At 59.6% G+C, this 25,364-nt stretch carries 28 protein-coding genes, 1 pseudogene and 1 riboswitch; of the genes and pseudogenes, 13 read left to right on the forward strand and 16 right to left on the reverse strand.

Annotated features, from left to right (window positions below; genetic code table 11):
* Positions 1-18: 18 nt before the first annotated feature.
* From M9827_RS16260 to M9827_RS16275, 4 genes are all read right to left on the reverse strand, one after another.
* The gene (locus tag M9827_RS16260) at positions 19-960 is read right to left on the reverse strand and encodes a MerR family transcriptional regulator (RefSeq protein WP_250606194.1); all 942 of its coding nucleotides are present in this window, start codon (positions 958-960) and stop codon (positions 19-21) included.
* Complete coding sequence (locus M9827_RS16265; RefSeq protein ID WP_250606195.1) at positions 960-1,922, reverse strand: YbgA family protein; 963 nt, start codon at positions 1,920-1,922, stop codon at positions 960-962. The genes M9827_RS16260 and M9827_RS16265 overlap by 1 nt, the downstream gene beginning before the upstream one ends.
* Before the next feature lie 213 nt (positions 1,923-2,135).
* The gene (locus tag M9827_RS16270) at positions 2,136-2,351 is read right to left on the reverse strand and encodes a TIGR02450 family Trp-rich protein (protein ID WP_250606196.1); all 216 of its coding nucleotides are present in this window, start codon (positions 2,349-2,351) and stop codon (positions 2,136-2,138) included.
* The gene (locus M9827_RS16275; RefSeq protein WP_250606197.1) at positions 2,348-3,334 is read right to left on the reverse strand and encodes an NAD(P)/FAD-dependent oxidoreductase; all 987 of its coding nucleotides are present in this window, start codon (positions 3,332-3,334) and stop codon (positions 2,348-2,350) included. Before M9827_RS16275 ends, M9827_RS16270 begins: the two co-directional genes overlap by 4 nt.
* A gap of 197 nt (positions 3,335-3,531) precedes the next feature.
* Between M9827_RS16275 and M9827_RS16280 the strand changes: the two genes are divergently transcribed.
* Positions 3,532-4,434: a TIGR01777 family oxidoreductase gene (locus M9827_RS16280; protein ID WP_250606198.1), complete on the forward strand. Its 903-nt coding sequence runs from the start codon at positions 3,532-3,534 to the stop codon at positions 4,432-4,434.
* A 13-nt stretch (positions 4,435-4,447) separates the two neighbouring features.
* The gene (hemH, locus tag M9827_RS16285; RefSeq protein ID WP_250606199.1) at positions 4,448-5,473 is read left to right on the forward strand and encodes a ferrochelatase; all 1,026 of its coding nucleotides are present in this window, start codon (positions 4,448-4,450) and stop codon (positions 5,471-5,473) included.
* A gap of 89 nt (positions 5,474-5,562) precedes the next feature.
* Here the strand turns inward: hemH and M9827_RS16290 are convergent, their stop codons facing one another.
* Together M9827_RS16290 and upp are read right to left on the reverse strand one after the other, a co-directional pair.
* Positions 5,563-6,837, reverse strand: a complete 1,275-nt coding sequence (locus M9827_RS16290; protein WP_250606200.1) for a uracil-xanthine permease family protein — start codon at positions 6,835-6,837, stop codon at positions 5,563-5,565.
* A gap of 2 nt (positions 6,838-6,839) precedes the next feature.
* Entirely contained in the window at positions 6,840-7,478 is a 639-nt protein-coding gene (gene upp, locus M9827_RS16295) for a uracil phosphoribosyltransferase (RefSeq protein ID WP_007912842.1), read from the reverse strand.
* A 163-nt stretch (positions 7,479-7,641) separates the two neighbouring features.
* Here upp and M9827_RS16300 point away from each other — a divergent pair, with 163 nt between their 5' ends.
* The 3 genes from M9827_RS16300 to M9827_RS16310 all read left to right on the forward strand — a co-directional run bounded on the left by M9827_RS16300 (position 7,642) and on the right by M9827_RS16310 (position 9,163).
* Complete coding sequence (locus M9827_RS16300; protein ID WP_008086142.1) at positions 7,642-8,199, forward strand: hypoxanthine-guanine phosphoribosyltransferase; 558 nt, start codon at positions 7,642-7,644, stop codon at positions 8,197-8,199.
* Between the two features lie 133 nt (positions 8,200-8,332).
* On the forward strand, positions 8,333-8,812 hold the full coding sequence (locus tag M9827_RS16305) for a hypothetical protein (protein WP_250606201.1): 480 nt from the start codon (positions 8,333-8,335) through the stop codon (positions 8,810-8,812).
* A 63-nt stretch (positions 8,813-8,875) separates the two neighbouring features.
* The gene (locus tag M9827_RS16310) at positions 8,876-9,163 is read left to right on the forward strand and encodes a PA4642 family protein (RefSeq protein WP_250606202.1); all 288 of its coding nucleotides are present in this window, start codon (positions 8,876-8,878) and stop codon (positions 9,161-9,163) included.
* 161 nt (positions 9,164-9,324) lie between these two features.
* On the opposite strand, the gene mqo is transcribed toward M9827_RS16310, so the two are convergent.
* Entirely contained in the window at positions 9,325-10,833 is a 1,509-nt protein-coding gene (gene mqo / locus M9827_RS16315; protein WP_250606203.1) for a malate dehydrogenase (quinone), read from the reverse strand.
* 709 nt (positions 10,834-11,542) lie between these two features.
* Positions 11,543-11,776, reverse strand: a complete 234-nt coding sequence (locus M9827_RS16320) for a hypothetical protein (protein ID WP_250606204.1) — start codon at positions 11,774-11,776, stop codon at positions 11,543-11,545.
* Between the two features lie 204 nt (positions 11,777-11,980).
* Between M9827_RS16320 and M9827_RS16325 the strand changes: the two genes are divergently transcribed.
* The gene (locus M9827_RS16325) at positions 11,981-12,565 is read left to right on the forward strand and encodes a YajG family lipoprotein (RefSeq protein ID WP_007912832.1); all 585 of its coding nucleotides are present in this window, start codon (positions 11,981-11,983) and stop codon (positions 12,563-12,565) included.
* A 267-nt stretch (positions 12,566-12,832) separates the two neighbouring features.
* Here M9827_RS16325 and M9827_RS16330 read toward each other — a convergent pair whose 3' ends face one another.
* Positions 12,833-13,039: a hypothetical protein gene (locus M9827_RS16330; RefSeq protein ID WP_008083982.1), complete on the reverse strand. Its 207-nt coding sequence runs from the start codon at positions 13,037-13,039 to the stop codon at positions 12,833-12,835.
* Between the two features lie 193 nt (positions 13,040-13,232).
* On the opposite strand from M9827_RS16330, the gene M9827_RS16335 reads away from it, so the two are divergent.
* Positions 13,233-13,511 carry a hypothetical protein gene (locus M9827_RS16335; RefSeq protein ID WP_016985168.1) on the forward strand — a complete coding sequence of 93 codons (279 nt, stop codon included), beginning with the start codon at positions 13,233-13,235 and terminating at the stop codon, positions 13,509-13,511.
* A 97-nt stretch (positions 13,512-13,608) separates the two neighbouring features.
* Here the strand turns inward: M9827_RS16335 and M9827_RS16340 are convergent, their stop codons facing one another.
* A complete protein-coding gene (locus tag M9827_RS16340; protein ID WP_250606205.1) occupies positions 13,609-14,772 on the reverse strand; it encodes a 1-acyl-sn-glycerol-3-phosphate acyltransferase in 1,164 nt (387 codons plus the stop codon).
* Between the two features lie 142 nt (positions 14,773-14,914).
* Between M9827_RS16340 and M9827_RS16345 the strand changes: the two genes are divergently transcribed.
* The 3 genes from M9827_RS16345 to M9827_RS16355 are packed head-to-tail and all read left to right on the forward strand — an operon-like array spanning position 14,915 to position 16,027.
* A complete protein-coding gene (locus tag M9827_RS16345; protein WP_250606206.1) occupies positions 14,915-15,097 on the forward strand; it encodes a CPXCG motif-containing cysteine-rich protein in 183 nt (60 codons plus the stop codon).
* Positions 15,098-15,106: 9 nt separating this feature from the next.
* Positions 15,107-15,367 carry a putative signal transducing protein gene (locus M9827_RS16350; RefSeq protein WP_007912819.1) on the forward strand — a complete coding sequence of 87 codons (261 nt, stop codon included), beginning with the start codon at positions 15,107-15,109 and terminating at the stop codon, positions 15,365-15,367.
* 36 nt (positions 15,368-15,403) lie between these two features.
* Positions 15,404-16,027, forward strand: a complete 624-nt coding sequence (locus tag M9827_RS16355) for an SOS response-associated peptidase (protein WP_250606207.1) — start codon at positions 15,404-15,406, stop codon at positions 16,025-16,027.
* A 206-nt stretch (positions 16,028-16,233) separates the two neighbouring features.
* On the opposite strand, the gene M9827_RS27990 is transcribed toward M9827_RS16355, so the two are convergent.
* Positions 16,234-17,076, reverse strand: a complete 843-nt coding sequence (locus M9827_RS27990) for a methyl-accepting chemotaxis protein (protein ID WP_502943459.1) — start codon at positions 17,074-17,076, stop codon at positions 16,234-16,236.
* A gap of 12 nt (positions 17,077-17,088) precedes the next feature.
* A pseudogene (locus M9827_RS27995) lies at positions 17,089-18,435 on the reverse strand (methyl-accepting chemotaxis protein); the annotation flags it as partial.
* Between the two features lie 202 nt (positions 18,436-18,637).
* On the opposite strand from M9827_RS27995, the gene M9827_RS16365 reads away from it, so the two are divergent.
* Complete coding sequence (locus M9827_RS16365) at positions 18,638-19,456, forward strand: M48 family metallopeptidase (protein ID WP_093441307.1); 819 nt, start codon at positions 18,638-18,640, stop codon at positions 19,454-19,456.
* A gap of 134 nt (positions 19,457-19,590) precedes the next feature.
* Here the strand turns inward: M9827_RS16365 and M9827_RS16370 are convergent, their stop codons facing one another.
* From M9827_RS16370 to M9827_RS16380, 3 genes are all read right to left on the reverse strand, one after another.
* Positions 19,591-20,175 (reverse strand): TMEM165/GDT1 family protein, encoded by a 585-nt coding sequence (locus M9827_RS16370; RefSeq protein ID WP_077574495.1) that lies wholly within the window; start codon positions 20,173-20,175, stop codon positions 19,591-19,593.
* A gap of 87 nt (positions 20,176-20,262) precedes the next feature.
* Positions 20,263-20,387: riboswitch (yybP-ykoY riboswitch) on the reverse strand.
* Between the two features lie 39 nt (positions 20,388-20,426).
* On the reverse strand, positions 20,427-21,425 hold the full coding sequence (locus tag M9827_RS16375; RefSeq protein ID WP_250606209.1) for a methyltransferase: 999 nt from the start codon (positions 21,423-21,425) through the stop codon (positions 20,427-20,429).
* Between the two features lie 32 nt (positions 21,426-21,457).
* A complete protein-coding gene (locus tag M9827_RS16380; RefSeq protein ID WP_250606210.1) occupies positions 21,458-22,423 on the reverse strand; it encodes a 2-hydroxyacid dehydrogenase in 966 nt (321 codons plus the stop codon).
* A 91-nt stretch (positions 22,424-22,514) separates the two neighbouring features.
* Between M9827_RS16380 and M9827_RS16385 the strand changes: the two genes are divergently transcribed.
* Positions 22,515-23,144 carry a LysE family translocator gene (locus M9827_RS16385; RefSeq protein WP_007912807.1) on the forward strand — a complete coding sequence of 210 codons (630 nt, stop codon included), beginning with the start codon at positions 22,515-22,517 and terminating at the stop codon, positions 23,142-23,144.
* 94 nt (positions 23,145-23,238) lie between these two features.
* On the opposite strand, the gene M9827_RS16390 is transcribed toward M9827_RS16385, so the two are convergent.
* Complete coding sequence (locus M9827_RS16390; RefSeq protein WP_250606388.1) at positions 23,239-24,003, reverse strand: AraC family transcriptional regulator; 765 nt, start codon at positions 24,001-24,003, stop codon at positions 23,239-23,241.
* 85 nt (positions 24,004-24,088) lie between these two features.
* Here M9827_RS16390 and M9827_RS16395 point away from each other — a divergent pair, with 85 nt between their 5' ends.
* Positions 24,089-25,273: an MFS transporter gene (locus tag M9827_RS16395; RefSeq protein ID WP_250606211.1), complete on the forward strand. Its 1,185-nt coding sequence runs from the start codon at positions 24,089-24,091 to the stop codon at positions 25,271-25,273.
* Positions 25,274-25,364 lie beyond the last annotated feature (91 nt).

Consider the following 25,364-nt stretch of genomic DNA (forward strand, 5'->3'; position numbering starts at 1 on the left):
CGGCACTCACGGTGTCCATTAAATCAACCCACGCTGAACGAGTTCCTGATGGGCCAGAAGCGCGTCTTCAGCCAGGAACACATCAGCCATCTCGGAGGTTTTTACGGACAACTCGGCGTGGTGGATGCATACCGTTGGTCCGACCAGTATTTTCGGGCAATTGACTCCGTTCAGCAGCTTGGGCAACTGCGCAAGGCTCATGGCTTTGCTGGAATACAGCAGTACGCCACGGGCTTGCAGGTGTTCGACCGCCAGTGCCAGTTCGGCGGCCGGCAGCGGCCAGTCAAACACTTGCACCGGACAGTCGGCGCTGCTGATCAGCCATGCGCACAACCACAGATGAGGCTCCAGTGGCAGGTCGGAATGATTGATCAGCAGCAGCGGAGCGCCCTGTAACTGGCGATTGTTATGGTAGATGCGTGTGCCGAATTTGCTGCGCAGCCACGAATAAAAGAACACCCGTTCCATCTGCGCGCCGAACTGGCCTTGCCAGCGCTGCTCCAGTTCCGCCAGCAACGGCATCAGCAATTGCTCGCACAGCGTGCGTGGCGGGTAGAGCGCCATGGCCTGATTGACGCTGTCGTCGAGGCTGCGTTCATTGAGTTGGGTGACGGCGGTAAGCAGGGTTTGGCGCAAGCGCTGCCAGTCGTTCTCCACCGACTCGCTGAACGCCTGTGGTGCATCGAGCAGCGGTTTGACCTGACTGACGGCAACACCGCGGTTGAGCCAGGTGAGGATGGTCAGAATCTGTTGCACATGTTCGGCCGAATACAACCGATGGCCCTTGGGCGTGCGTTGCGGCACGACCAGCCCGTAGCGGCGTTCCCAGGCACGCAGGGTGATCGCGTTGACGCCGGTCTGCCGCGCGACTTCGCGAATCGGCAGCCAGCCTTCGTCGAGGGCTTTTTTAAAATCCGCGCCGAGGTCTTCCTGGGCGCTGGTATCGATTTGGTCATTCATTAGATTGCGTTTCGCAGGCTGAGGTTTTCCGGGTGCGGTTGCAGGTAAACCTGTTGCGCGATGTACGAATCCGGATGGAGGCGAAAGTGATGCTTGAGCAACGTCAACGGCACCACCAACGGCACGATGCCCTGGCGGTATTGGCCGATGATGTGCTGCATTTCCTGTTTTTCTTCAGCGCTGATCGCCTGTTTCAGATAACCGCTGATGTGCAGCAGGACATTGCTGTGGGTGCCGCGCGTGGCGCATTTCTTCAGGGCGGCCATCAGTTCGCTGAAGTAGCGCGGGCCGAGTTCGGCGGGATCGGTGTCGGCCATATTGCCCAACAACTTGCCCAGCGTTTTGTATTGCAGTGGGTTGTGCGCCATCAGCAAGTATTTGTAGCGCGAATGGAATTCGGTGAGGGCGCGACGGCTCAGGCCATTGGCGAGGACCTGTTGCCATTCGCTGTAGGCGAACACACGGGTGATGAAGTTCTCGCGCAGTACCGGATCATTGAGACGCCCGGCTTCTTCCACGGGCAGATCCGGGTGCTGTGCGCAGAACGCCTGGGCATAAATCCCGCGTCCGCCGCCGTTAACCGGGGCGCCGTTGGCGTGGTAGACCTTGACCCGTTCCAGACCGCAGGACGGCGACTGCTGCATGAAGATGTAGCCGCAGATGTCACTAAGCTCGGCGGCCATTTTCGTGCCGTATTCGGCCAATGGTTGAGTGACGTTGATCGATGGATTTACCGTGCCCACCGCTTGTGGATGCTCGGCCTCGCCGACGAGGCGGATCGGCTCGCGCGGAATGCCGAGGCCGATCGCGACTTCCGGACACACCGGGACGAAATCGAAATGCTCGGTGAGGGTGCGGCTGCACAGGCGTGATTCCTTGTGTCCACCGTTGTAGCGCACCTCGGCGCCCAGCAGGCAGGCGCTGATAGCGATTTTGGGTTTGGCTGCGCAAGAATCAGACATGGGCACCTCGAATCTATACCTGTACAGAGGTAGATCTCTGTACAACTTTGCTCAGCATAGATTCATGGGTGTACAAGTCAAATGATTTGTATAACTTTTTCCGGTTGATGCATTCCCTTGCAGGCCTTCGCCTGCTCGCGATAGCGGTATGTCATTCAACAAAAAAGGTTGAATGGTCCACCGCCATCGCGAGCAGGCACTCCGACAGGATCTTTATTGCCAGCCCAATAACCAGTGATCGTTGTTCTTGAGGGTTTGCCAATCGAGTCGTTCGGCACGCTTGGTCAACACCGCCTGCAATTCAACTTCCAGCACTGTGCCTTCTTCGTCGCAGAACAGCTCGGTCACCAGAAAGTGTTTCTCACGGTTTTGCGGCTGCGCTGCTGTCCATTTCGACAGCAGCAATTTACGCGGATTGATACGGTTCATTGCAGGTGTTCGTGCAGGCGGCGTGCGGCTTCCTGACCGCTCAGCCATGCGCCTTCGACGCGGCCCGACAGGCACCAGTCGCCGCAGGCATACAGACCCAGATCGGCGTCGGCCAAGGTGCCCCATTCGTGGCCCGTCGCCGGGCGCGCATAGAGCCAGCGGTGGGCGAGGCTGAAGCTCGGCGCTGGCATGGCGCTGTGCAGCAACTCGGCAAACGCGCCATGCAGTTGCTCGATCACCGCTTCCTTGGACAGGTCGATGTGCTGGCGACTCCACGCGCTGCTGGCATGCAGCACCCAGGTGTCGAGGGTGTTGTCGCGCCCCGGTTTGCTGCGGTTGCGCGCCAGCCAGTCGAGTGGGCTGTCTTGTACAAAGCAGCCTTCAATCGGGGTGTCCAATGGTGTTTCGAAAGCGAGGGCGACGGCCCAGGTCGGCTCCATTTTCACCCCGGCGGCGGCCCCGGCAAGTTTCGGCGCTGCAGCGAGCAACGCTGTCGCTTGCGGTGCGGGTGTGGCGATCACGACGTGACTGAACGGGCCATGAGTGAAGCCCTCGGCGTCCTGCAGATGCCAGTGTTCTTCACCGCGATAAACCTCGGTGATGCGGCAGGCAAAGTGCACTTCCAGGCCATCGAGCAGTCCACGGGTGATGGCGCTCATGCGCGGCGTGCCGACCCAGCGGGTCTGCTCGTCCGGTGACAGATTCAGCTGGCCGCCCTGAAAGGTGTAGAGCTGCGGTTGCCATTCGGCGACCCAGCCCTGACTTTGCCAGCGTTGCACTTCGGTGACGAAACGTCGGTCGCGCGCGGTGAAATATTGCGCGCCCATGTCCAGCGAACCAGCGTCGCTGCGTTTGCTCGCCATGCGCCCACCGCTGCCGCGGCTTTTGTCGAACAGTTGCACGGTGTGCCCGCTCTCTGTCAGAGCCTGGGCGGCGGAGAGCCCGGCGATGCCGGTGCCGATGATTGCGATAGGTACAGTCATAGGGGCCTCGTTTACCTTTCTGTACAGACTACGCCGTCGATCAAACCTGTACAATTTTGTTTTTTGGTATAACTTCTAGCGTTCTCGATCTGACAGCTTGGCCTATGGTTAAACAATAGAGCCTGCCCGATAGAAAAGATCCCTGCTTATAAAAATAGACTAGTGATCCGGGTTAAACGCCACGCGAGGAAGATGTCATGCACATATTGCTGACCGGCGGTACTGGTTTGATAGGACGTCAGCTCTGCCGATACTGGTCGGGGCAGGGGCATCGCTTGACGGTGTGGAGTCGCCAGCCGGAGAAAGTCGCGAAAATCTGTGGCGCACAGGTGCGCGGTATTGCGCGTCTGCAAGACCTTGGCGAAGAGCCGGTTGACGCGATCATCAATCTGGCCGGTGCGCCGATTGCCGATCGGCCGTGGACCCATCGACGCAAAGCGTTGTTGTGGAGCAGCCGTATCACGCTCACGGAAACCCTGTTGAGCTGGCTCGACACGCGAGAGCAGAAACCGCCGCTGCTGATTTCCGGATCAGCCATTGGCTGGTATGGCGACGGCGGTGAGCGTGAGCTGACGGAAGAATCGCCGCCGGTGATCGACGACTTCGCCAGTCAGCTGTGCATAGCCTGGGAGGAAACCGCACTGCGCGCAGAATCGCTGGGTATCCGCGTGGTGCTGGTGCGAACCGGTCTGGTGCTGTCGGCCGAGGGCGGCTTTTTGTCGCGCCTGTTGCTGCCGTTCAAGCTTGGGCTGGGCGGGCCTTTGGGCAACGGCCGGCAGTGGATGCCGTGGATTCATATCAACGATCAAATCGCCCTGATTGATTTTCTTCTGCACCGCGATCAGGCCAGTGGTCCTTATAATGCGTGCGCGCCGCAACCTGTGCGCAATCGCGAATTTGCCAAAACGCTGGGCAGCGTGTTGCACCGCCCGGTGTTCATGCCGATGCCGACACTGGCACTGAAAGTCGGCCTCGGCGAGATGTCTTTGTTGTTGCTTGGCGGCCAGAAGGCCGTGCCGGCACGCTTGCTGGAAGCGGGTTTCACTTTCCAGTTCACGGATTTACGCGCGGCTCTGGATGATCTCTCCAGCCGCCTCTGAAATAGGACGTTGCATGACCGATCACGCCTTGCTTCTGGTCAACCTGGGTTCCCCGGCTTCCACCTCGGTGGCCGATGTACGCAGCTACCTCAATCAATTCCTGATGGACCCGTACGTGATCGACCTGCCGTGGCCGGTGCGGCGCTTGCTGGTGTCGCTGATCCTGGTCAAGCGCCCCGAGCAGTCGGCCCACGCCTACGCCTCGATCTGGTGGGACGAAGGTTCGCCGCTGGTGGTGCTCAGCCGGCGTCTGCAGCAGCAGATGAAGGCGCAATGGAAGCAGGGGCCAGTGGAGTTGGCGATGCGCTACGGTGAGCCGTCGATTGAAACCTGCCTGCTGAAACTGGTGGCGGCGGGGCACAAGCGCATTACGCTGGCGCCGCTGTATCCGCAGTTCGCCGAAAGCACCACCACCACGGTGATTGAAGAGGCCAGACGTGTCATTCGCGCGAAGAATCTCGATGTGCAGTTGTCGATCCTGCAACCGTTCTACGATCAGCCGGAATACCTCGACGCTTTGGTTGCCAGTGCCAAACCGCATTTGCAGCAGGATTACGATCACTTGCTGCTGAGCTTCCACGGGCTGCCTGAGCGGCACCTGACCAAACTCGATCCGACCGGCAATCATTGCTTCAAGAATGAAGACTGCTGCAAGAACGCCTCGCCTGCGGTATTGGCGACCTGTTATCGCGCGCAATGCCTGCGTACTGCGGCGTTGTTCGCTGAGCGCATGGGCCTGGCGGATGGAAAGTGGTCGGTGTCGTTTCAGTCACGTCTGGGCCGGGCCAAGTGGATCGAACCCTACACTGAAGCACGCCTGGATGAACTGGCGAAAAGCGGCGTGAAGAAGATTCTGGTGATGTGCCCGGCGTTTGTTGCCGACTGCATCGAGACGCTGGAAGAGATTGGTGATCGCGGCAATGAGCAGTTCCGCGAAGCGGGGGGCGAGGAATTGGTGTTGGTGCCGTGCCTGAATGACGACCCGCAATGGGCGAAGGCATTGGCAACCCTTTGCGAAAGAGCACCGCTGGCCCTGTGATGATCGTTCCCGCGCTCTGCGTGGGATGCCTCTAGGGACGCATTCCCACGCAGAGCGTGGGAACGATCACTCAGCGACGATCTAAAGGTTTAGATCTGCGGCTCATCCGCCTTCTTGTTCTTCCAGCCATCGTTACCCGGCAGGATCAGGTTCAGCGCAATCGCCACCACCGCGCACAGCGCGATGCCTTTGAGGCCGAAGTCGTCGGGACCTGTGCCGGTGCCGACCAGCACACCGCCGATACCGAATACCAGGGTCACCGACACGATCACCAGATTGCGCGCCTCGCCCAGATCGATCTTGTGACGGATCAGGGTGTTCATCCCCACCGCCGCGATCGAACCGAACAGCAAGCACAGAATCCCGCCCATTACCGGCACCGGAATGCTTTGCAGCAGCGCGCCGAACTTGCCGATGAACGCCAGGGTGATGGCGAAGATCGCCGCCCAGGTCATGATCTTCGGGTTGTAGTTCTTGGTCAGCATCACCGCGCCGGTCACTTCGGCGTAGGTGGTGTTTGGCGGGCCTCCGAACAGGCCAGCGGCGGTGGTGGCAATGCCGTCACCGAGCAGGGTGCGATGCAGGCCTGGCTTCTTCAGGTAATCGCGACCGGTCACGCTACCGACCGCAATCACGCCGCCGATGTGTTCAATGGCCGGGGCCAATGCCACCGGGACGATGAACAGAATCGCCTGCCAGTTGAACTCCGGCGCGGTGAAGTGCGGCAAAGCGAACCATGGCGCGGCAGCAATCTTTGCGGTATCGACCACGCCGAAATAGAACGACATGGCAAAACCGACCAGCACACCGGAAATGATTGGCACCAGACGAAAGATGCCTTTACCGAACACCGCCACGATCAAGGTGGTCAGCAGCGCTGGCATCGAGATCATCATCGCGGTCTGGTAGTGGATCAGTTCCGAACCGTCGCCAGCCTTGCCCATTGCCATGTTCGCGGCAATCGGCGCCATGGCCAGACCGATGGAAATGATCACCGGACCAATCACCACCGGTGGCAGCAGACGGTCGATGAAACCGGTGCCTTTGATCTTCACGGCCAGGCCCAGGAAGGTGTAGACAAAACCGGCCGCCATCACGCCGCCCATGGTCGCGGCGAGGCCGAACTGGCCCTTGGCGAGAATGATCGGGGTGATGAAAGCGAAGCTCGAGGCCAGGAACACCGGCACCTGACGCCCGGTGACGATCTGGAACAGGATCGTCCCTAAACCTGCGGTAAACAGTGCCACGTTCGGGTCAAGGCCCGTGATCAGCGGCATCAGCACCAACGCGCCGAAAGCCACGAACAGCATCTGGGCGCCGGACAGCACCGTGCGCCAGAGCGGATCGTTGAACTCTTGCTGCATGGTCACGCGTCCTTCTGCTTGGTGCCGAAGATCTTGTCACCGGCATCGCCAAGCCCTGGGATGATGTAACCGTGTTCGTTCAGACGTTCATCTATGGAGGCGGTGTAGATGGTCACGTCCGGGTGAGCCTTTTCTACGGCGGCAATACCTTCCGGCGCGGCGACCAGCACCATCGCGCGGATGTCCTTGCAGCCGGCTTTCTTCAGCAGGTCGATGGTCGCAACCATCGAGCTGCCGGTGGCGAGCATCGGGTCGATGATCATCGCCAGCCGTTCGTCGATTTCCGGAACCAGTTTTTCCAGATAAGTGTGCGCTTGCAGGGTTTCTTCGTTGCGGGCAACGCCCACAGCAGACACCTTGGCTCCCGGGATCAGGCTCAGCACGCCTTCAAGCATGCCGATACCGGCGCGCAGGATCGGCACGACGGTGATCTTCTTGCCGGCGATTTTCTCGACCGACACGGTGCCGCACCAGCCTGCAATATCGTAGGACTCCAGCGGCAAATCTTTTGTAGCTTCATAGGTCAACAGGGCGCCGACTTCCTGAGCGAGCTCACGGAAATTCTTGGTGCTGATATCGGCGCGGCGCATCAGGCCGAGTTTATGGCGGATCAGCGGATGGCGGATCTCGAGGATGGGCATGGAAAAACTCCGGCGGCGGGCAAAAAAACCGGCCTAGATTAATCTATCCGAGGGTGATGTCCTATAGGACATTCTGTACGTTAGTCCATAAAGGCTTGATTCGGCCTCGATGGATGCGTACCTTTGCCCGCTTTTCCAATTCCGCCAACCCCTGGAGAGCGCCATGTCCGCTGATCTCGAGCATATCCGTCAAATCATGCGAGAGGCTGACTGCCTGTACACCGAAGCTGAAGTCGAGGCCGCCATTGCCCGCGTCGGTGCACAAATCAACGAACAACTGGCTGACAGCAACCCGGTGGTGTTCTGCGTGATGAACGGCGGGCTGATTTTCTCCGGCAAACTGCTCACGCATCTGCAGTTCCCGCTGGAAGCCTCCTACCTGCACGCGACCCGTTATCGCAACGAAACCAGCGGTGGCGACCTGTTCTGGAAAGCCAAGCCGGAAGTCTCGTTCATCGACCGCGACGTGCTGATCATCGACGACATCCTCGATGAGGGTCACACCCTGGGCGCGATCATCGACTTCTGCAAACACGCCGGCGCGCGCAAAGTGCACACCGCCGTGCTGATCGACAAGGATCATGACCGCAAGGCGCGTCCTGACCTGAAAGCCGATTTCGTCGGCCTGCCGTGCATCGACCGCTACATCTTCGGTTACGGCATGGACTACAAAGGCTACTGGCGCAACGCCAACGGGATTTTTGCCGTTAAAGGCATGTAAGCAAGATCAAAAGATCGCAGCCTTCGGCAGCGCCTACAGGGGATTGATGTAAACCTGTAAGAGCTGCGGAACGCTGCGATCTTTTGCTTTTAATCCCATGCTAGAGTGCTCGGCCCCGCCCCCGGAGCCTGCCATGCGCCTCTTGATCCGCAGCTTTGCCGCCCTGTTGCTGACCCTCAGCCTGCCGCTGTCCGCCGCGCCGATGCACAGCCAATTCCTTCCGCCGGACGATCTGACCGTGCGCGATGCCGAGCCTGAACAGCAGCAACTCATGCAGGTCACTGACTATTCCGTGGTCGTCGGCGCGCAACGCCAGTCCAATCAGCAGCCGATTCCGGTGACGTCATCGCTGATGATCCGCCTCAAGGGCAAGTCCCTGAACAAGGGAGCGACCATCACTCAGGTGCTGGTGAATTTCGACGGCGAAAGCAAAAGCCTGAAAAAACCGGTGTACGACGACAAGAGCAAAATCCTGACGCTGTTCTATCCGTTGGCCCAGTACCGCGTAGTCATCGACTTGTTGCGCAACGACACCGTGTATGTGCAGTTCCTCAGTTACGCCAACGGCCATATCTGGGCCGATTTGCACACCGGGGCGGTGCGATCGCGTTGAGCCGGGCGGCCGGGCAGGGGTAAACTGCCCGCCCCGTGTAATGTCTGCGAGCTGGAGTCGGCAATGCGTAAAGATAAGAAACAAGTGATTGGTGACGAGATCGGCGATGAGCAGATCAAGCTGTTCCTCGATTTTGAGCCGGTCGACGCCACTTCGCCGTCGCTGCACAAACTGATCAAGGCCTACCGTGGCCTGCGTATCGATGACTTCGAGCGCTTTCTGACGTTCTTCGTAGCGGCCGGTTATGACGTGGATGGCAAGGACGAGCACGGTCAGACGTTTGTTGACCAGATCAAGGATCAACGCAACGCGGCCGAGTACATCGAGCTGATCGACAAGGCCCGCGGCTAAGATCAAAGGACAAGATCCAAAGATCGCAGCCTTCGGCAGCTCCTACAGAGGGTTTGTGTTTACCCTGTAGGAGCTGCCGCAGGCTGCGATCTTTTGCTTTTCAAGGCCATAAAAAAACGCCCCGCACTCACTGAGTACGGGGCGTTTTTCATGCCGCAAGATCAAGCGTAGCTTGGGGTCTCGCTGCTTTCTTCAACCAGCTCCAGCGCGATGTTGTTCTGCGTGTTGATCTTGCGATACAGCGCAGCATCGGTTTCCAGCACCTTTTCACGGGCCGGGAAGATTTCCGCCAGTTTGCCGGCCCACTCGCCCTTGGCCTTGGCCGGGAAGCATTTTTCGATCAGTTCCAGCATGATCGAAACGGTCACCGACGCGCCCGGCGAAGCGCCGAGCAGGGCGGCGAGGGAACCGTCCTTGGCTGCGACCAGTTCGGTACCGAACTGCAGGATGCCGCCCTTTTTCGGGTCTTTCTTGATGATTTGTACCCGTTGGCCGGCCACTTCCAGGCGCCAGTCTTCGGCTTTCGCCTCAGGGTAGAAACGGCGCAGGGAATCCAGACGCTGTTCCATCGATTGCATCACTTCGCTGACCAGATATTTGGTCAGGTCCATGTTGTTTTTCGCCACGGCCAGCATCGGCCCGATGTTGCCGGCGCGAACCGACAGCGGCAGGTCCATGAAGGAGCCGTGCTTGAGGAACTTGGTGGTGAAACCGGCGTATGGCCCGAACAGCAGGGATTTCTTGCCGTCGACCACGCGGGTGTCCAGGTGCGGCACCGACATTGGTGGTGAACCCACCGCAGCCTGGCTGTAAACCTTGGCCTGGTGATGCTTGACCACTTCCGGGTTGTCGCAGCGCAGCCACTGGCCGCTGATCGGGAAGCCGCCGAAGCCTTTGCTTTCTTCGATGCCCGAAGCCTGCAGCAACGGCAACGCCGCACCACCCGCGCCGAGGAAAACGAATTTGGCGTCGACTTCACGGCTGTTGCCGCTGTTGACGTCCTTGATGCTGACGGTCCAGCCGGCACCGTTACGCTTGAGGCCGGTGACGCGCTTGCAGTATTTGACTTGAGTGTCGGGAGCGCTGGTCAGGTGCTTGAGCAACTGATTGGTCAGGGCGCCGAAGTTGACGTCGGTGCCGTTCATCACGCGGGTCGCGGCGAGAACTTCGTCCGGCGAGCGGCCCGGCATCATCAGCGGCATCCACTCGGCCATCTTGGCCTTGTCTTCGGTGTACTCCATGTCAGCGAAGGCGTGGTGCTTGCTCAACACGTCGAAGCGCGATTTGAGGAAAGACACGCCGCTGTCGCCCTGGACGAAACTCAGGTGCGGCACCGGGCTGATAAAGGATTTGCACGAGCCGAAGGTGCCTTTTTTGGTCAGGTACGACCAGAACTGCTTGGACACTTCGAACTGGGTGTTGATGTGCACGGCTTTCTTGATGTCGACGGTGCCATCAGCGGCCTGTGGCGTGTAGTTCAGCTCGCACAGACCCGCGTGGCCGGTACCGGCGTTGTTCCAGGGGTTGGAACTCTCCGCAGCACCGGAATCCATCAGCTCGACGACTTCCAGCTTGATCGCGGGGTCGAGCTCTTTGAGCAGCACGGCCAGGGTGGCACTCATGATGCCCGCCCCTACCAGAACTACGTCGACTGCTTCGTTATGCGCCATTTAACGCGTCTCCAAAATCTGCAGCACCAAATTGTCGGCATGGCTGCCAGGCGTTCCGGGACAGGTCAGTGGTGTCCAGGCTATCCGTGGTCAGGTCGCCATGTCCGAATCTTCGCAATTTTTCGCAACTTCGACGGATGTATGCGGCTTGGCTTTCAAGAGCTCCATGAACTCATTTCAGCACGCAGCTGGCAATTCGACTTATGGTCGAGACATCCGTTTTTGTGCAACCAAATCCGTAGCGGACAGGCTTCAGGCTCCGATATTCGAGGTATACCCGGTCCTGTGTCGTTGGGCTGTTTCAGACGCTAATGGTGCATGTTCAGACGCAAAACTTTTCATTTGCTCGCCACACTCTTGTGAAGTTGTGAAAACCCGTTTTTTTCACGCTCTTTTGAAGACGTGAACCTCAAAAAAGGGCTGTCCAGGCCTGGCACCCTGCCCGCAAGGGCAAAACAACGCGGTGGCCGAGCGTCATGACAGCTCTGCAGATTCGCGAAAAGCGGGGTTTTTGCCGGAAGAACAGGCAAGCGCGCCAACTTCACTCGATCTGTGTGGGCGGCTCTCTGTGGGCGATTTTGGGTGTCGATGCATGCGCATTGACGCTGTTGCGGGGCCCGATCAGGAGACGTCCTTATAATCGGGGGGAGATTGTATCGAAGAAATGCGCGCTGTTGCTCGTGTTTAATGACTTTTATTAGGCATCCGGTCAGATGCTCAACATCCCTTGCACCCGTGCGCGGGGCTGCGACGCTATGACGCGGGCGCTGGCGGGCAGTGGCTGGTGCAACCAGTTGAGACGGATTTCTTCGATTTCCACCCAGCCATCGCCCATCGGTTGCAGGCTGCACTGCTTGAATGCCTGGCAATGACCGTTGCGGTCGAGCAGGGCGAAGCAGCGGTGCAATGGGCGAGGAGCGAACAACGAGATCAGATAACGCATGATTGAGTACCTTTTGGGGGACTGATTACAAGGTTGCCAATGCGCCGTGACGTGAACGTGTATGCCGGGTGAATAATCTGTGACAGGAACCGCTTTCCCAAGGGTTTGTCAGACATTTCAGTATTCGCTGTCGGGCGCTGGTTACCCGGAGTGGCCCACCGCTATACTGCCGGCCTGTTTGTGCCTGATTCTGGAGAGAAGAGCATGTTGCAACGCCTGTTGTTCGGTTTGATCACTGTGGCCGGTTTGACCCTGGCCGGCTGCGCCCACAGCCCGCAACAACTGAGCCCGGAGCCGAAGCTGACTACGCAGCTGCCAGCGGTCGGCCGTGGCCAGCCAGTCGTCGTGCGTGTGGTTGACGGTCGTCCGTCGCCAACCTTGGGCACCCGTGGCGGCCTGTACCCGGAAACCAGCGCCATCACCGTGCAGCGCGAGCAGATCCTGCCCAAGCTGCAGGCTCAGGCTGAAGCCGCCGTGCGTCTGCTCGGCTTCACCCCGACCAACAACGCGCCGAACGCGCCGCAGTTGACGGTGACCCTGGCCGAGCTGAAATACCAGTCGCCGAAAGAAGGCATGTACGTGACCGAAGCGACCATCGGCGCGACCTTCCGCTCCGACGTGCAGAACGCCAACCGTCGCTACAGCGGCCGTTACGGCGCCTCGCTGGACCAGCGTTTCGGCATGGCGCCGAACCAGGAAACCAACACCAAACTGGTCAGCGACGTGTTGAGTGATGCGTTGACGCGCCTGTTCAAGGACCCGACCGTGGGTCAGGTTCTGGCTGAGTAAGTTTTCAGCGGATGTGAAAAAGCCCGGGATCAGCGATGAGCCCGGGCTTTTTTGTGGGTGTCAGGGTTGGGATTTGTGTCGTATGGGAGATCGATCCCCCTCACCCCAGCCCTCTCCCCCAAAGGGGGCGAGGGGGAAAGGGAGCCGATCGGGGGCTTTTCAGAACCTGAGTTCGGCTGGAAATTTCAGGTCGATGGACCTCGAATAAACAACTCGGTCGGTTCCCTCTCCCTCGGGGAGAGGGCTAGGGTGAGGGTGCTTTTGCTTTCAGGCAGCCTGCGAGTAGAAATCGAGCACGCTGACACCCGTCAACAAATCCGTCTCGGGCAAATCCGCATGCTGATGCCCGCCCAGCGCGCAATACACCAGCCAATGGCGATCCTGGACATTGAAGGCGAGGCTGCCGACGAGGCTTTGTTGTTCGTCGTAAGGGGTAATGAGGTACAGACGATCCTGATTTTCAGCGTGAAGCATGTCGCGTTCCATGTGCGTTTCGAGGCGCGCATCTTGGTGTATCCACATGACGATGCCGTGACACAGGACAGCCATCGGTCGATTGTCAGGTTATTTGTCGCAAAGACTGGGGAGGAACGGGCAGGTTTGGTTAGAATCCGCGCCGCAGTCGTCGATTTGGCGACTGCCATACCGGTTCAGATAGAGGTCTGTGATGTCGCTGCACTTGATGACGCTGTTTACCGCCCATCCCGCCAAACTGATCAACCTGCTGGCGTTGTTGTTGGCGTTTCCGGGTAGTTGGCTGCTGCACGCCACTCGCCGCCGTGAGCAGCGCGCGATGGCCAGCATTGCCGCCCAGCGTCAGGCGCAACCGAACGCCGAGCCTATCCTCGATTGGGCGACCTTGCGCATGAACCGGTTTTTCTATCGCTTCGGTTTTGCCTGCCTGGGCCTGGCCCTGATCGTTTCCTGGATCAGCACCCGCTTTTAAAAGCAAAAGATCGCAGCCTTCGGCAGCTCCTGTACGGGAATGATGTACATCCTGCAGGAGCTGCCGAAGGCTGCGATCTTTTGATCTTGCTGTTGCTTTACAGTGGCAACCCAGCCTTGACCCGGTATTGATTACGCACCGGCGTCGCATATTGCAGCACCAGATACGGACGATGCTCCTCAGGGCACGCATCCAGCCGGCTCTGCCATTCCTCCTGCGCCTTGGCCAGTTCATCGGCCGGGAACACTTCGGCCGCTTTCGGCACATTCAATTGCGGATCGGCGTCGGCCCACTGCGCATACGCCAGGTAATGCACCGGGAACAACCGGTAGCCGCCGAGAATCTGCTTGTCCATTTCGATCGCCAATTGCTTGGTGTCTTCGAACAGCTCAGTGATCGGCGCAGCAAAGTTCACGTGCACCCGACCTTTGTAGCCGGTAATGCCCTTGGCGATGCTCACGTCATCCTCGCCCGGCGCTTTCGCATAGGTGCCGGTGGTGGCGCGGATGTACAGCTCGCGGGCCTTGGCCTGATCGCACGGGTCATACTCGTAACTGATCGACACCGGGGTGACGTTCAGCGACTGGATGACTTCGCCGAACGGCTCGTCCTTGCGGCTCATGTGGAACATCTTGAGGATGGCCGACTCGGTGCGATCGTCGCCGTCCTTCGCCCGACCTTCGGCCTGAGCGATCCAGATCGAGGCGCAATCGTTGCGGATCGAGTGGTTGATATACGCCGACAACAGTTGATACGCGGCCATTTTCTCGCGGCGGCCGGTGATCGAGCGATGGACGATGAAGCTCTTGTTCAGGCGCATCAGGTCGCTGACAAACGGCTTTTGCAGCAGGTTGTCGCCAATCGCGATGCGCGGGGTCGGCAGGCCGGCGTGGTACACGGCATAGTTGACGAAGGCCGGGTCCATCACGATGTCGCGGTGGTTGGCGATGAACAGATAGGCACTGCCAGACTTGAATTGCTCGACACCGGTGTAGGTCACGCCGTCGGTGGCGCGCTCGATGGTGTGGTCGACATAGGACTCGATCTTGTCCTGCAACGTCGCCACCGACGTCACGTCGGCGAACTCACGACGCAGCCGATGAGCTATAAGTGGTTTGAGCATCCAGCCGAAGGCACCGGCAAAACGCGGGAAGCGGAAGTGGGTGAGGATATCTAGAAACGCCTTGTCGCCGAGCAGTCTTGCCAGTACCACAGGTACTTCGCTGTCGTCGTAAGGTCGGATGGCATCGAATTCGCCCATCATGCTCTCTTGTTGGAAACGGCTAGGGTAAGTAAAGGTTTTGATCGAAAACCCGCGGGGCACGGTCTGAAAAAGTAGCCAGACAAAAATAGCCCTGCAAATAGACCGGCGATTATACGCACAAGTCACTTGGGAGACCGCGATGCTGGAAACCGCTGAATACGAATGTCCTTATTGTGGGGAACCGGTCGAGACGACAGTAGACCTGTCCGGCGGCGATCAGACCTACATCGAAGACTGTCAGGTGTGTTGTCAGCCCATAACGTTCGTCTTGCAGGTCCATGGAGAGGACTGGTTTCTGGAAGTCTTCAGCGAAAACGATTGAGAGGCGCCCATGCAGCGAATCTACGAGCCAGAAAACCTGATGGAAGGTGAAATGCTCAAGGGCATGCTCGCCAGCGAAGGCATCGAGGCGCACTTGATTGGTCGCGATTTGCTCGGCGGTACGGGGGAACTGCCGATCTTCGGCCTGTTGGGACTGTCGGTGGATAACGACCAGGCCGAATACGCCCGCGAGCTGATCACCGCGTACAATGCCGCGCTGCCGCTGCCCGGCGATGAACCGGAGAGCTTCCCCGGGACGCTGGTCTGTTAGGCTGAGCTTCGTTTTATTTCAGAGTCGTGTTGCCCCATGTGTGGACGTTATGCCCTGTTTCGCTGGAACCGCGACTTCGCGGCCCTGCCAGGTTTTCCCGCCGATCAGCAGGCGCAGTGGAACATTTCCCCCAATGATTCGGTGTTGATGCTGCGTGCCGGTGAAGATGGCCAGCGCACCCTCGCCCGCGCCCGCTGGGGGCTGACTCCGCCGTGGCTGACTGATCTGTCGAAAACCCCGGCTCATGCTCGTGCCGAAACGGTGGCCGAGCAGCCGATGTTTCGTGAAGCCTTGCGCTTGCGCCGCTGCCTGCTGCCGGCCAACGGTTTTTATGAATGGCGTGGGACCCAGCGCAAGCGGCCGTTCTGGCTGACGCCGGGGGAGGGCTCGTCACTGTTTTTTGCGGCGATCTGGGAGGCTTATCCGGTGCAGGAGCAGGTCTGGTTGAGCACGGCAGTGATTACGCAGCCGGCGTCGAGTCAACGCCGGCCGTTGATTCTGGATGAAGCGGGGCAGGCGGCGTGGCTCGATCCCGAGACGCCATTGCATGTGTTGCAAGGGTTGCTGGCCAGTGAACCGGCGGCATTGCGCGAGCGGGTGCTGGCGAATCTGATCAATGATCCCAAGCTTAATGGGCCGGAGTGTCTGACCCCGGGTTAAAGCCTGTAGATCAAAAGTCCCTCACCCCAGCCCTCTCCCAGAGGGAGAGGGAGCCGACCGAGTTGTCTTGAGCGATTCAGCGACCTGATGCATCGAGTCGATTATGGATTCAGTGAAGATCTTTCAGGTCGGTGTCATTCTGAAATATCCCCCAATCAGTCCCCTCTCCCTCTGGGAGAGGGTTAGGGTGAGGGGCTTTTCGCTTTTCAGACCTTGAACTGGTTGATCAACCGCCGCTGCTGCTCCGCCAGTTTGGTCAGGTCCGCGCTCGCCGAACTCGACTCATCCGCACCGCCCGCCACTTCATTCGCCACTTGCCCGATGTTGATCACGTTGCGATTGATGTCATCGGCTACTGCACTCTGCTCTTCCGCCGCGCTGGCAATCTGCGTGTTCATGTCGTTGATCACCGATACCGCCTGGGTGATCGTCTCCAGCGCCTCAGCCGCTTTCGCCGCGTGCTGCACGCTTTCGTCGGTGCGGTTCTGGCTGTCTTCCATGACCCGCACGACATCGCGGGTGCCTTGTTGCAATTGCTGGATCATGCTCTGGATTTCTTCGGTGGCTTTCTGGGTTTTCTGCGCCAGATTGCGCACTTCGTCCGCCACCACGGCAAAACCACGACCCTGCTCGCCGGCACGCGCCGCTTCAATCGCCGCGTTCAGCGCCAACAGGTTGGTCTGCTCGGCGATGCCGCGAATGGCGGTGAGAATGGCGTTGATGTTTTCGCTGTCCTTGGCCAGGTTCTGCACCACATCTACAGCCTTGCCGATTTCCAGCGCCAGCACGCCGATTGAGTTCGACGTGTCACGGACGATCTGCATACCTTGGCTGGCGGCCTGATCGGCATGACTGGCCGCTTGTGCCGCCTGCGTCGCGTTACGCGCGACGTCCTGCGCGGTGGCGGTCATTTCCTGCACCGCCGTGGCAACCTGATCGATCTCGGCCATTTGTTTCTGGATGCCGATGTTGGTGCGAATCGCGATGTCAGCAGTGTGTTCAGAGGAGTCGCTGACGCTCTGCACCGACGTCACCACCTGAGTGATCATCGCCTGCAGCTTGGCCAGAAACGTGTTGAAGCCTTTGGCAATCGAGCCGAGTTCATCGCTGCGATCACTGGTTAAGCGACGGGTCAGATCACCTTCACCCTGAGCGATGTCATTGAGCATCGCGACCATCTGTTTCAGCGGTCGGGCGATGCCGTGGCCGACCAGCCAGATCACCAGCAAGCCGAGGCCGGCGATGAGCAGACCGACCATGGCCATGCCGAAGGTGTCGGATTTGCGCTGGGCCTCCAGATCGCCCTGCAGTTTTTGCAGATCGGCCATCACCGCGTTCAGCGGCAATTGCAGCATCAATGTCCAGCGTGCGTCGGTCTGGCCGATGCCGAACGGCAGGTACAACTCGATGCGCCCCTTGTCCTTGTTGACCGAGTAAGTCACTTCGCCGCGTTTGAGATTAGCCAGGTTGGCGGTCTGCCCGGCGTCGAGGATGTCGCTGACTTTCTCGCCGAATTTGCTCGGGTCTTGGGTGTACGCGACGATCCGGCCGTTGCCGCCGATCAGGGCCATTTGCCCGGCGCCGCTGTACAGCTTCTGGTTGGCGCTGAGGAGCATTTCCTGAATGAAGTTCACCGACAGGTCGGCGCCGACGATGCCTTGAAAGGTGCCATTGAGCATGATCGGTTCAATAAAGGAGGCGAGCATGACGATCTTGTCGCCGACTTTGTACGGCGCCGGATCGATCACGCAGGATTTCTTGGTTTCTTTCGAGCACAGGTAGTACTCGCTGGCGCGCACGCCGGTGGACAGAGTCTTCTGGTCATCGACGTCGACCAGTTTGTCGAGGCCGAGGGTGCCGTCATCATTGCGGAACCACCACGGCAGGAAACGTCCGTTGGCCGGGTCGATCCCCACGACGCTGGTGCCGACGTAGGCCGCGTCATTGTGGTCGAGGGCGTTTTTTTCCCAGCCGATGTAGGTGCCGAGAATTTTCGGGTTCTTTTCGACGTTCTCTTTGATCAGGCTGATCAGTTGCTCGCGGCTGACGGTCAGGCGCGGCTGGCCATCATCACCTGGCGTGCCGAGCAGGGCGTTGACCCGCACCAGGCCGCCGGCAATCAACAGTGGCGCTTCGAGCTCGCGCTGGATCTGGCTGACCTGGGTTTGCGCCAGCGAGGTCAGGCGCTGTTCGATGACTTGCTCGAACTGCGCCTGAGTGCGCTGTTGCACCATTTCTTGCGTGCGCGCACCGGAGAACAGCGCATACAGCACCAGCGCGGCCACCACGCTGAGCACGATGGCGCCGGCCAAGGCGGCGACGGAAAACTGGATCGACTTGAACTTCATGGGAGCTCCGCACGCAAGAGGACGTCTGCGCTGTTGTATCGGCAGCGGGCATTGGGCCATGAGCGCGAGCAGGTGCAATTGAAAGGCGATGTCGCAAATGGATCAGTGCGCGACGCAGTTGCACGGGGTTGGCGGTCGCTGTGAATTTTTTACGACAGTGCAGGTGGGAAACATCTGAAAGTCGCTGCAACACGTCCGTTGTATCTGGCGTCGATACAATTACCCGCCTAGGATACGCGACAGGTTTTCAGGGAGCTTTTGAATGAACAAGACATTGGTTGTAAGTGCACTGAGCGCAGCGCTGTTGCTGGCCGGTTGTCAGTCGGTCAACACCACCAGCGGCGGCGCCGTGGGTGTGGAGCGCAAGCAGTACATGTTCAGCATGCTGTCCTCGCAAGAGGTCGACCAGATGTATGCGCAGTCGTATCAGAAGACCGTCGGCGAGGCGTCCAGCAAAGGTGTGCTGGACAAGACCAGTCCCGAGGCCAAGCGGGTTCAGGCGATTGCCAACCGCCTGATCGCCCAGGCGCCGAACTTCCGTCCGGATGCGGCGCAATGGCAGTGGGAAGTCAACCTGATCAAGAGTGATGAACTCAACGCCAACTGCGGGCCTGGCGGCAAGATCATCTTCTACACCGGGCTGATCGACAGCCTGAAGCTGACCGACGATGAAATCGCCGCGGTCATGGGCCATGAAATCGCCCACGCCCTGCGCGAGCACGGCCGTGAAGCGATGTCCAAGGCCTACGGGATTGAAATGGCCAAGCAGGGCGCCGGTGCGTTGCTCGGTCTGGGTCAGGACAGTCTGGCGCTGGCCGACACCGTGGCCAACTACGGCATGACCCTGCCAAACAGCCGCGCCAACGAAAACGAAGCCGATCTGATCGGTCTGGAGCTGGCCGCACGCGCCGGCTACAACCCGAATGCCGCGATTACTTTGTGGAACAAGATGAGCAAGGCCTCGGAAGGTTCGCCACCGGAGTTCATGAGCACCCACCCGGCCTCGACCAGCCGGATTGCGTCGTTGCAGGCGGCGATTCCGAAGGTCATGCCGCTGTACGAAAAAGCGCCGAAATCCTGAGTCGATGATCGTTCCCACGCTCTGCGTGGGAATGCCTCAAGGGACGTTCCGCGTTCCAATGGGACGCAGAGCGTCCCCCGGCTGCATTCCCACGCAGAACGTGGGAATGATCGGCGCGATCGGCTTTGGCAGGGTTAAACCCAGCCACTGCTCTGCATCGCCTTGTACACCGCAACAATCGCCAGAATCATGAATGCCGATGCCGCGAGGCGACGGATCAAGGTCAGCGGCAATTTGTCCGCAGCAAAATTACCCGCCAATACCACTGGCACGTTGGCAATCAGCATGCCCGCCGTCGTTCCGATAATCACCAGCCACAGTTCCGGATATTGCGCGGCCAGCATCACCGTGGCGACCTGAGTCTTGTCGCCCATTTCGGCGAGGAAAAACGCAATCAGCGTGGTCAGGAAAGGCCCGAACTTGCGTGCGGTGCTGGTTTCATCGTCATCCATTTTGTCCGGGACCAGTGTCCACAGCGCCGTGGCCGTAAAGCTTGCGGCGAGAATCCAGTGCAGCGTGGCATTCGAGAAGAAACTGCCGAACCAGGCGCCGACCGCACCGGCTGCTGCGTGGTTGGCCAGGGTCGCGGCGACAATACCGGCAATGATCGGCCAGGGTTTGCGGAAGCGAGCGGCGAGAATCAGTGCGAGCAGTTGCGTCTTGTCGCCGATTTCGGCCAAGGCAACGATTGCGGTGGGAACGAGTAACGAGTCCAGCATCAGGATTTCCTAAGGGGCGGGTCGACACGGCTATGACACGTACAGCCTTCCCGCCCCGGGTAAGGTGTGCGTGTCATAGGTCTTGTCAAACCCTGCGATCCGTCTGCTGCGGACGCTTGGGTCGCATACGCCATGATCTGAGGATCAAGTATGTTGACGTATGCCGGACGAGCTTGGTGCTCGTGGGAGACTACTCCCCTAGGACGGAGCGGATTCTGCCTAGGCAAATCCGTTTGGGCAAGAACAAATTTTCAGCCGCGCTTGGCCCGGTAAATCCGGAAACCGTTGCCTTCAGCCTTGATCGCACAGACGCCCAGATGCTCTTCGATCAGTGGTTGATACTTGAGGAAACTGTTCGCCACCAAGCGCAGTTCGCCGCCGTTTTTCAGATGTTTCGCCGCTTTTCGCAGCAAGTTCTCAGTAGCGAAATAATCGGTGTGTACGCCGACATGGAACGGTGGGTTGCTCAGAATTGCGTTCAAACCCATCGGCGCAGCGTCGATACCGTCACCGGTCAGCACTTCAGCTTCCAGACCATTGGCCGCCAATGTCAGGCGACTGCTGGCGGCGGCGAAGGCATCGACGTCGAGCAGAGTCACCTGATTGTGCGGATAGCGACGTTTGACCGCAGCCCCCAACACGCCCGCGCCGCAACCGAAGTCGAGCAAATGGCCACTCGGCAGTTTGTCCAGATGCTCCAGCAGCAGGGCGCTGCCGCGATCGAGGCGGCCGTGGCTGAACACGCCCGGCAGGCTGATAACTTTCAGCGGACCCTCGGCCAAGGGCAATTCATAGGTCTGCGCCAGGCTTTCCAGGGATTTCACTTCAGGGGCGTTGGCCACGGTGACTTGCCAGAGCTGGCAATGACGCGCGCTGTCGAGTTTGCGTGGTTTGCCGAACGGGTTGAGTTGCTTGGATGCGCCTTCGATGCCGCTGCGCTTCTCCCCGACCAGAAATACTTCACGCCCGGCCAGACGCGAAGCCACGGCGTTGAGGATGTAGTCGGTGAGGTCTTTGGACTTGGGCAGAAACACCACGGCGCTGTCGAATTCTCGCTCGGGTATGTTCACGCCAAAATGGCTACGGCCTTCAAAGCGTGCATCCAGTGCGGCCTGGTCGCCGGCATGCCAGCACCAGCCGAATGCGTTGGGCAGGCGCCCGAGCAAATCATCGGCGGGTAAACCGGCCAACAACAACGAACCTTGAAACAACTCGGGCTGACGAAGCAGTACTTCACTGCGCGGATCCATAACTGCTCCTCAAAAAAAAGTGCCGCAGTCTATCAACTGACGACCCGCAGCGCCTTACCGCTGAAGAACGCCTGAGCGTTTTCGGTCAATTGGCCGACGATTCGCTGGCGTGCCTCGCGGCTGCCCCAGGCGTTGTGCGGGGTCACGATCAGGCGCGGGATGTCCGCTGCGAGCAGTGGATTGCCGTTGGTCGGCGGCTCGACGCTCAGCACATCGGTAGCCGCGCCGCCGAGGTGGCCATTGCGCAAGGCATCAGCCAGCGCCTGCTCATCGATCAGCCCGCCACGGGCGGTGTTGACCACAAAGGCGCCAGGTTTCATCGACGCCAGTTCGCGGGCGCCGATGAAATGGCGAGTGTGTTCGTTGAGTGGGCAGTGCAGGGTGAGGGCGTCGATTTGCGGCAGCAGTTCATCCAGCGGCAAACGATCCGGGCGAGCAGGGCGCCCGGGAATCTGCCCGAGCAACACACGCATGCCGAACGCTTCGGCCAATCGCGCCACGGCGCCGCCGAGTTCGCCATGACCGAGCAGGCCGAGGGTTTTGCCTTCCAGCTCGACGATCGGGTAGTCGAGCAGGCAGAACTGTTTTGCCTGCTGCCAGCGACCTTCGCCGACGGCTTTCTGGTAATCGGCCAGACGCGTGGCAAGGTTGAGCAGCAGCATGATCGTGTGCTGCGCCACCGACGGCGTGCCGTAACCCTGACAGTTGCACACAGTGATGCCGTGAGCGCGGGCGGCGGCCAGATCGACGTTGTTGGTGCCAGTGGCGGTGATCAGGATCAGCTTCAGGTCGGGGTTGGCGGCCATGGCGGCGGCGTCGATCAGGATTTTGTTGGTGATCGCTACGGTGGCGCCTTGCAGGCGCTCGGCCACTTGCTCTGGCAAGGTCTGGGCGAACAGTTGCAGATCGCTGAAACACGCGCGCAACGGACTGAGGTCGAGGTCGCCGAGATCCAGCGAAGGGTGATCAAGGAATACCGCACGGCGCGTGTTCGTCATCAACTGTACCTTTTGTGCTGTGAGCGTTGGGCGTAATCTGCCGAGCCTACCAGATGAAACAAATTGATACGCTTGGCCGAAAGGAGCCCCCATGTACTGGACCGAGTTCTTGACCGTTGCACTGATCCACTTGCTGGCCGTCGCCAGCCCCGGCCCGGACTTCGCCGTGGTGGTGCGCGAGAGCGTGACCCACGGTCGTCGCGCCGGTACCTGGACGGCACTGGGCGTCGGCACAGCGATTTTCCTGCATGTCGGTTATTCGCTGCTCGGCATCGGCCTGATCGTGTCGCAGTCGATCGTGTTGTTCAACGCGTTGAAATGGGCGGCGGCGGCTTACTTGCTGTACATCGGCTTCAAGGCATTGCGTGCGCAACCGGCGAAAACCGTCACCGATGACCTGCACAAAGAGGCTGGCGTGCGCACAGCACGCGGCGCGTTCACCTCGGGTTTCGTGACCAACGGCCTGAACCCGAAAGCCACGCTGTTTTTCCTGTCGCTGTTTACCGTGGTGATCAACCCGCACACACCACTGGCGGTGCAGGCCGGCTACGGGATTTACCTGGCGGTCGCGACTGCTATCTGGTTCTGCCTCGTTGCGATGCTCTTTAGTCAGCAACGCGTACGTGCCGGTTTCGCCCGCATGGGCCACTGGTTCGACCGCACCATGGGCGCGGTGCTGATCGCGCTCGGCGTGAAAATCGCGTTTACCGAAATGCACTGATCGGACTGTGTAGGAGCTGCCGAAGGCTGCGATCTTTGATCTTGATCTTAAAAACAAAGTCAAAAGATCGCAGCCTCGTTGCACTCGACAGCTCCTACACGAGTTCGCTGAGTTTGCTCAGGTTGTTGAGGTATTCGCGGGGATTCTCCCCCAGCAAACGGCGAAACATCGCGCTGAACGCCCGCGCGCTGCCGTAACCCAGGTCCTGCGCCACACGTTGCACGCTGTCTCCGGCGAGCAGGCGCGGCAGGGCTTCCATCAGGCGCAGTTGCTGGCGCCAGGCGTTGAAACTCATCTGCACTTGTTGCTGAAACAGCCGCGCCAATGTCCGTGAGCTGGCGCCGACCTGCTGCGCCCAGTCTTCCAGGGTATTGGCATGATCGGGAGTGTGCAGCAGCGCCAGGCAAATGTTTTGCAGGCGCCGGTCGTTAGGCATCGGAATGTGCAGGGGCAGGTTTTCCAGGCTGCCCAGCTCTTCGAGCATCAACTGCTGAATCAGCGGGTTGTCGGCATGCGGTGGCCCTTGGACGGCACGCAGGATCAGTTCACGCAGCAGCGGTGTCACTGCCAATACGCAGCACTGTTGCAGGCTGTCGGGGGACAGTTCTGGCGCGATGAACAGCGAGCGCATCTGCACGTCGCCGCTCATGAAAATCTCGTGCGCCACTTCTGGCGGAATCCACACCGCACGACTTGGCGGAATCACCCATGCGCCCGACGCCGTGACCACGCGCATGATCCCGCTGACCGCATACAACAACTGCGCCTCACGATGCAGGTGCAGTGGCTGGTGCGCGCCATCCAGATAATCCCGGGGGTAGGCGCTCACCGGGCCGTGTTCGAAGTGGCTGATCAACATGTCTGGTTTGATGACTTGCTTGGCAGGAATGCGCTTTGCGGCCAACTTAGCATAAGCGCTACACAACAACGTAAAGCGTGCCGCCATGAAGCAATCCAGAAACGTTATTCGCTATATCAACGCCGCCCATGTGATCGATCACATGTTCATGCTGATCTTTCCTGCCGCTGTACTCGGTATGACGCAGGCCTTCGGCCTCGATTACGCCACGCTGATCGGCCTGTCACTGGGCGGGTTCATTGCCTTCGGCGCTTGTTCGCTACCCGCCGGTTGGCTGGGCGATCACTGGAGTCGGCGGCAGATGATGCTGGTGTTTTTCTTTGGCATTGGTGCCTCGGCGATTTTTACTGGCCTGAGTAACAGTCCGACGATGCTGGTGATCGGTCTGACCCTGATCGGCATTTTCGCGGCGATTTATCACCCGGTCGGCACGGCAATGCTGGTCGCCTACGCGCAGAACCGTGGCCGGGAAATCGGCATCAATGGCATGTGGGGCAATCTGGGCGTGGCGTTTTCGGCGCTGATCACGGGCTTGCTGGTGGCGCAATTCGGCTGGCGCTCGGCGTTTCTGTTACCGGGCGCGGTGGCGATTGTGCTGGGGGCTGGCTTCGCCTTGCAGGTGCGTGAAGAGCCGATTCCGAAGCGTGCGCACACGCCACTCAAAGGCGCCGCTGGCCAGCGTATTTCCATGCTCATGGTGTTCGGCGTGCTGGCGCTGGCGACGGCCACTGGCGGCGTCGTGTTCAACGCCACCACCATGACCTATCCGAAGCTGTTTCAGGAGCGTTTGCATGAACTGTTCGCTTCGCCACAAACCCTTGGCGTGGTGGTCAGTCTGGCTTATGCCTTTGGCGCGGTCGCACAGTTGAGCATCGGTCGAGTGCTGCATCGGCTCAGCCTGAAATGGCCGTTCATTGTCCTGACGCTGTGCCAGGCGCCACTGTTGCTTGCGCTTTCCTATGCCGACGGATGGGTCGTGATCGCCCTCGGCGCAGCCTTCATGTTCGTGGTGTTTGGTCAGGTCACCGTCAACGATGCGATGGTCGCCAACTTCGTCGCCCCGCAGTGGCAATCGCGCGTCTTCGCCCTGCGTTACTGTTTATCGTTTGGTGCCAGTGCGACGGCGATTCCGCTGATTTCCTATGTCGAACCGCGCCATGGTTTTGTAGGCCTTTACTTGATTCTTGCGGGTTTCGGCGCTTTGACCTTTCTAGCCGCGGTGGTTTTCCCACGCACACCTTCCGAAGAGGCTGTAGGGCAAACAGCCTGACCGATGAAGAAAACCGACAAATGCTGGCGCAAAGCTAGCATTTGTACGGCTCTGCAAATCATTCCTTTGGCTGATTTGGCTGGCGTATAAG

It is taken from the genome of Pseudomonas sp. AKS31, from assembly GCF_023634765.1.
In the GTDB taxonomy this organism is placed as follows: Bacteria; Pseudomonadota; Gammaproteobacteria; order Pseudomonadales; family Pseudomonadaceae; genus Aquipseudomonas.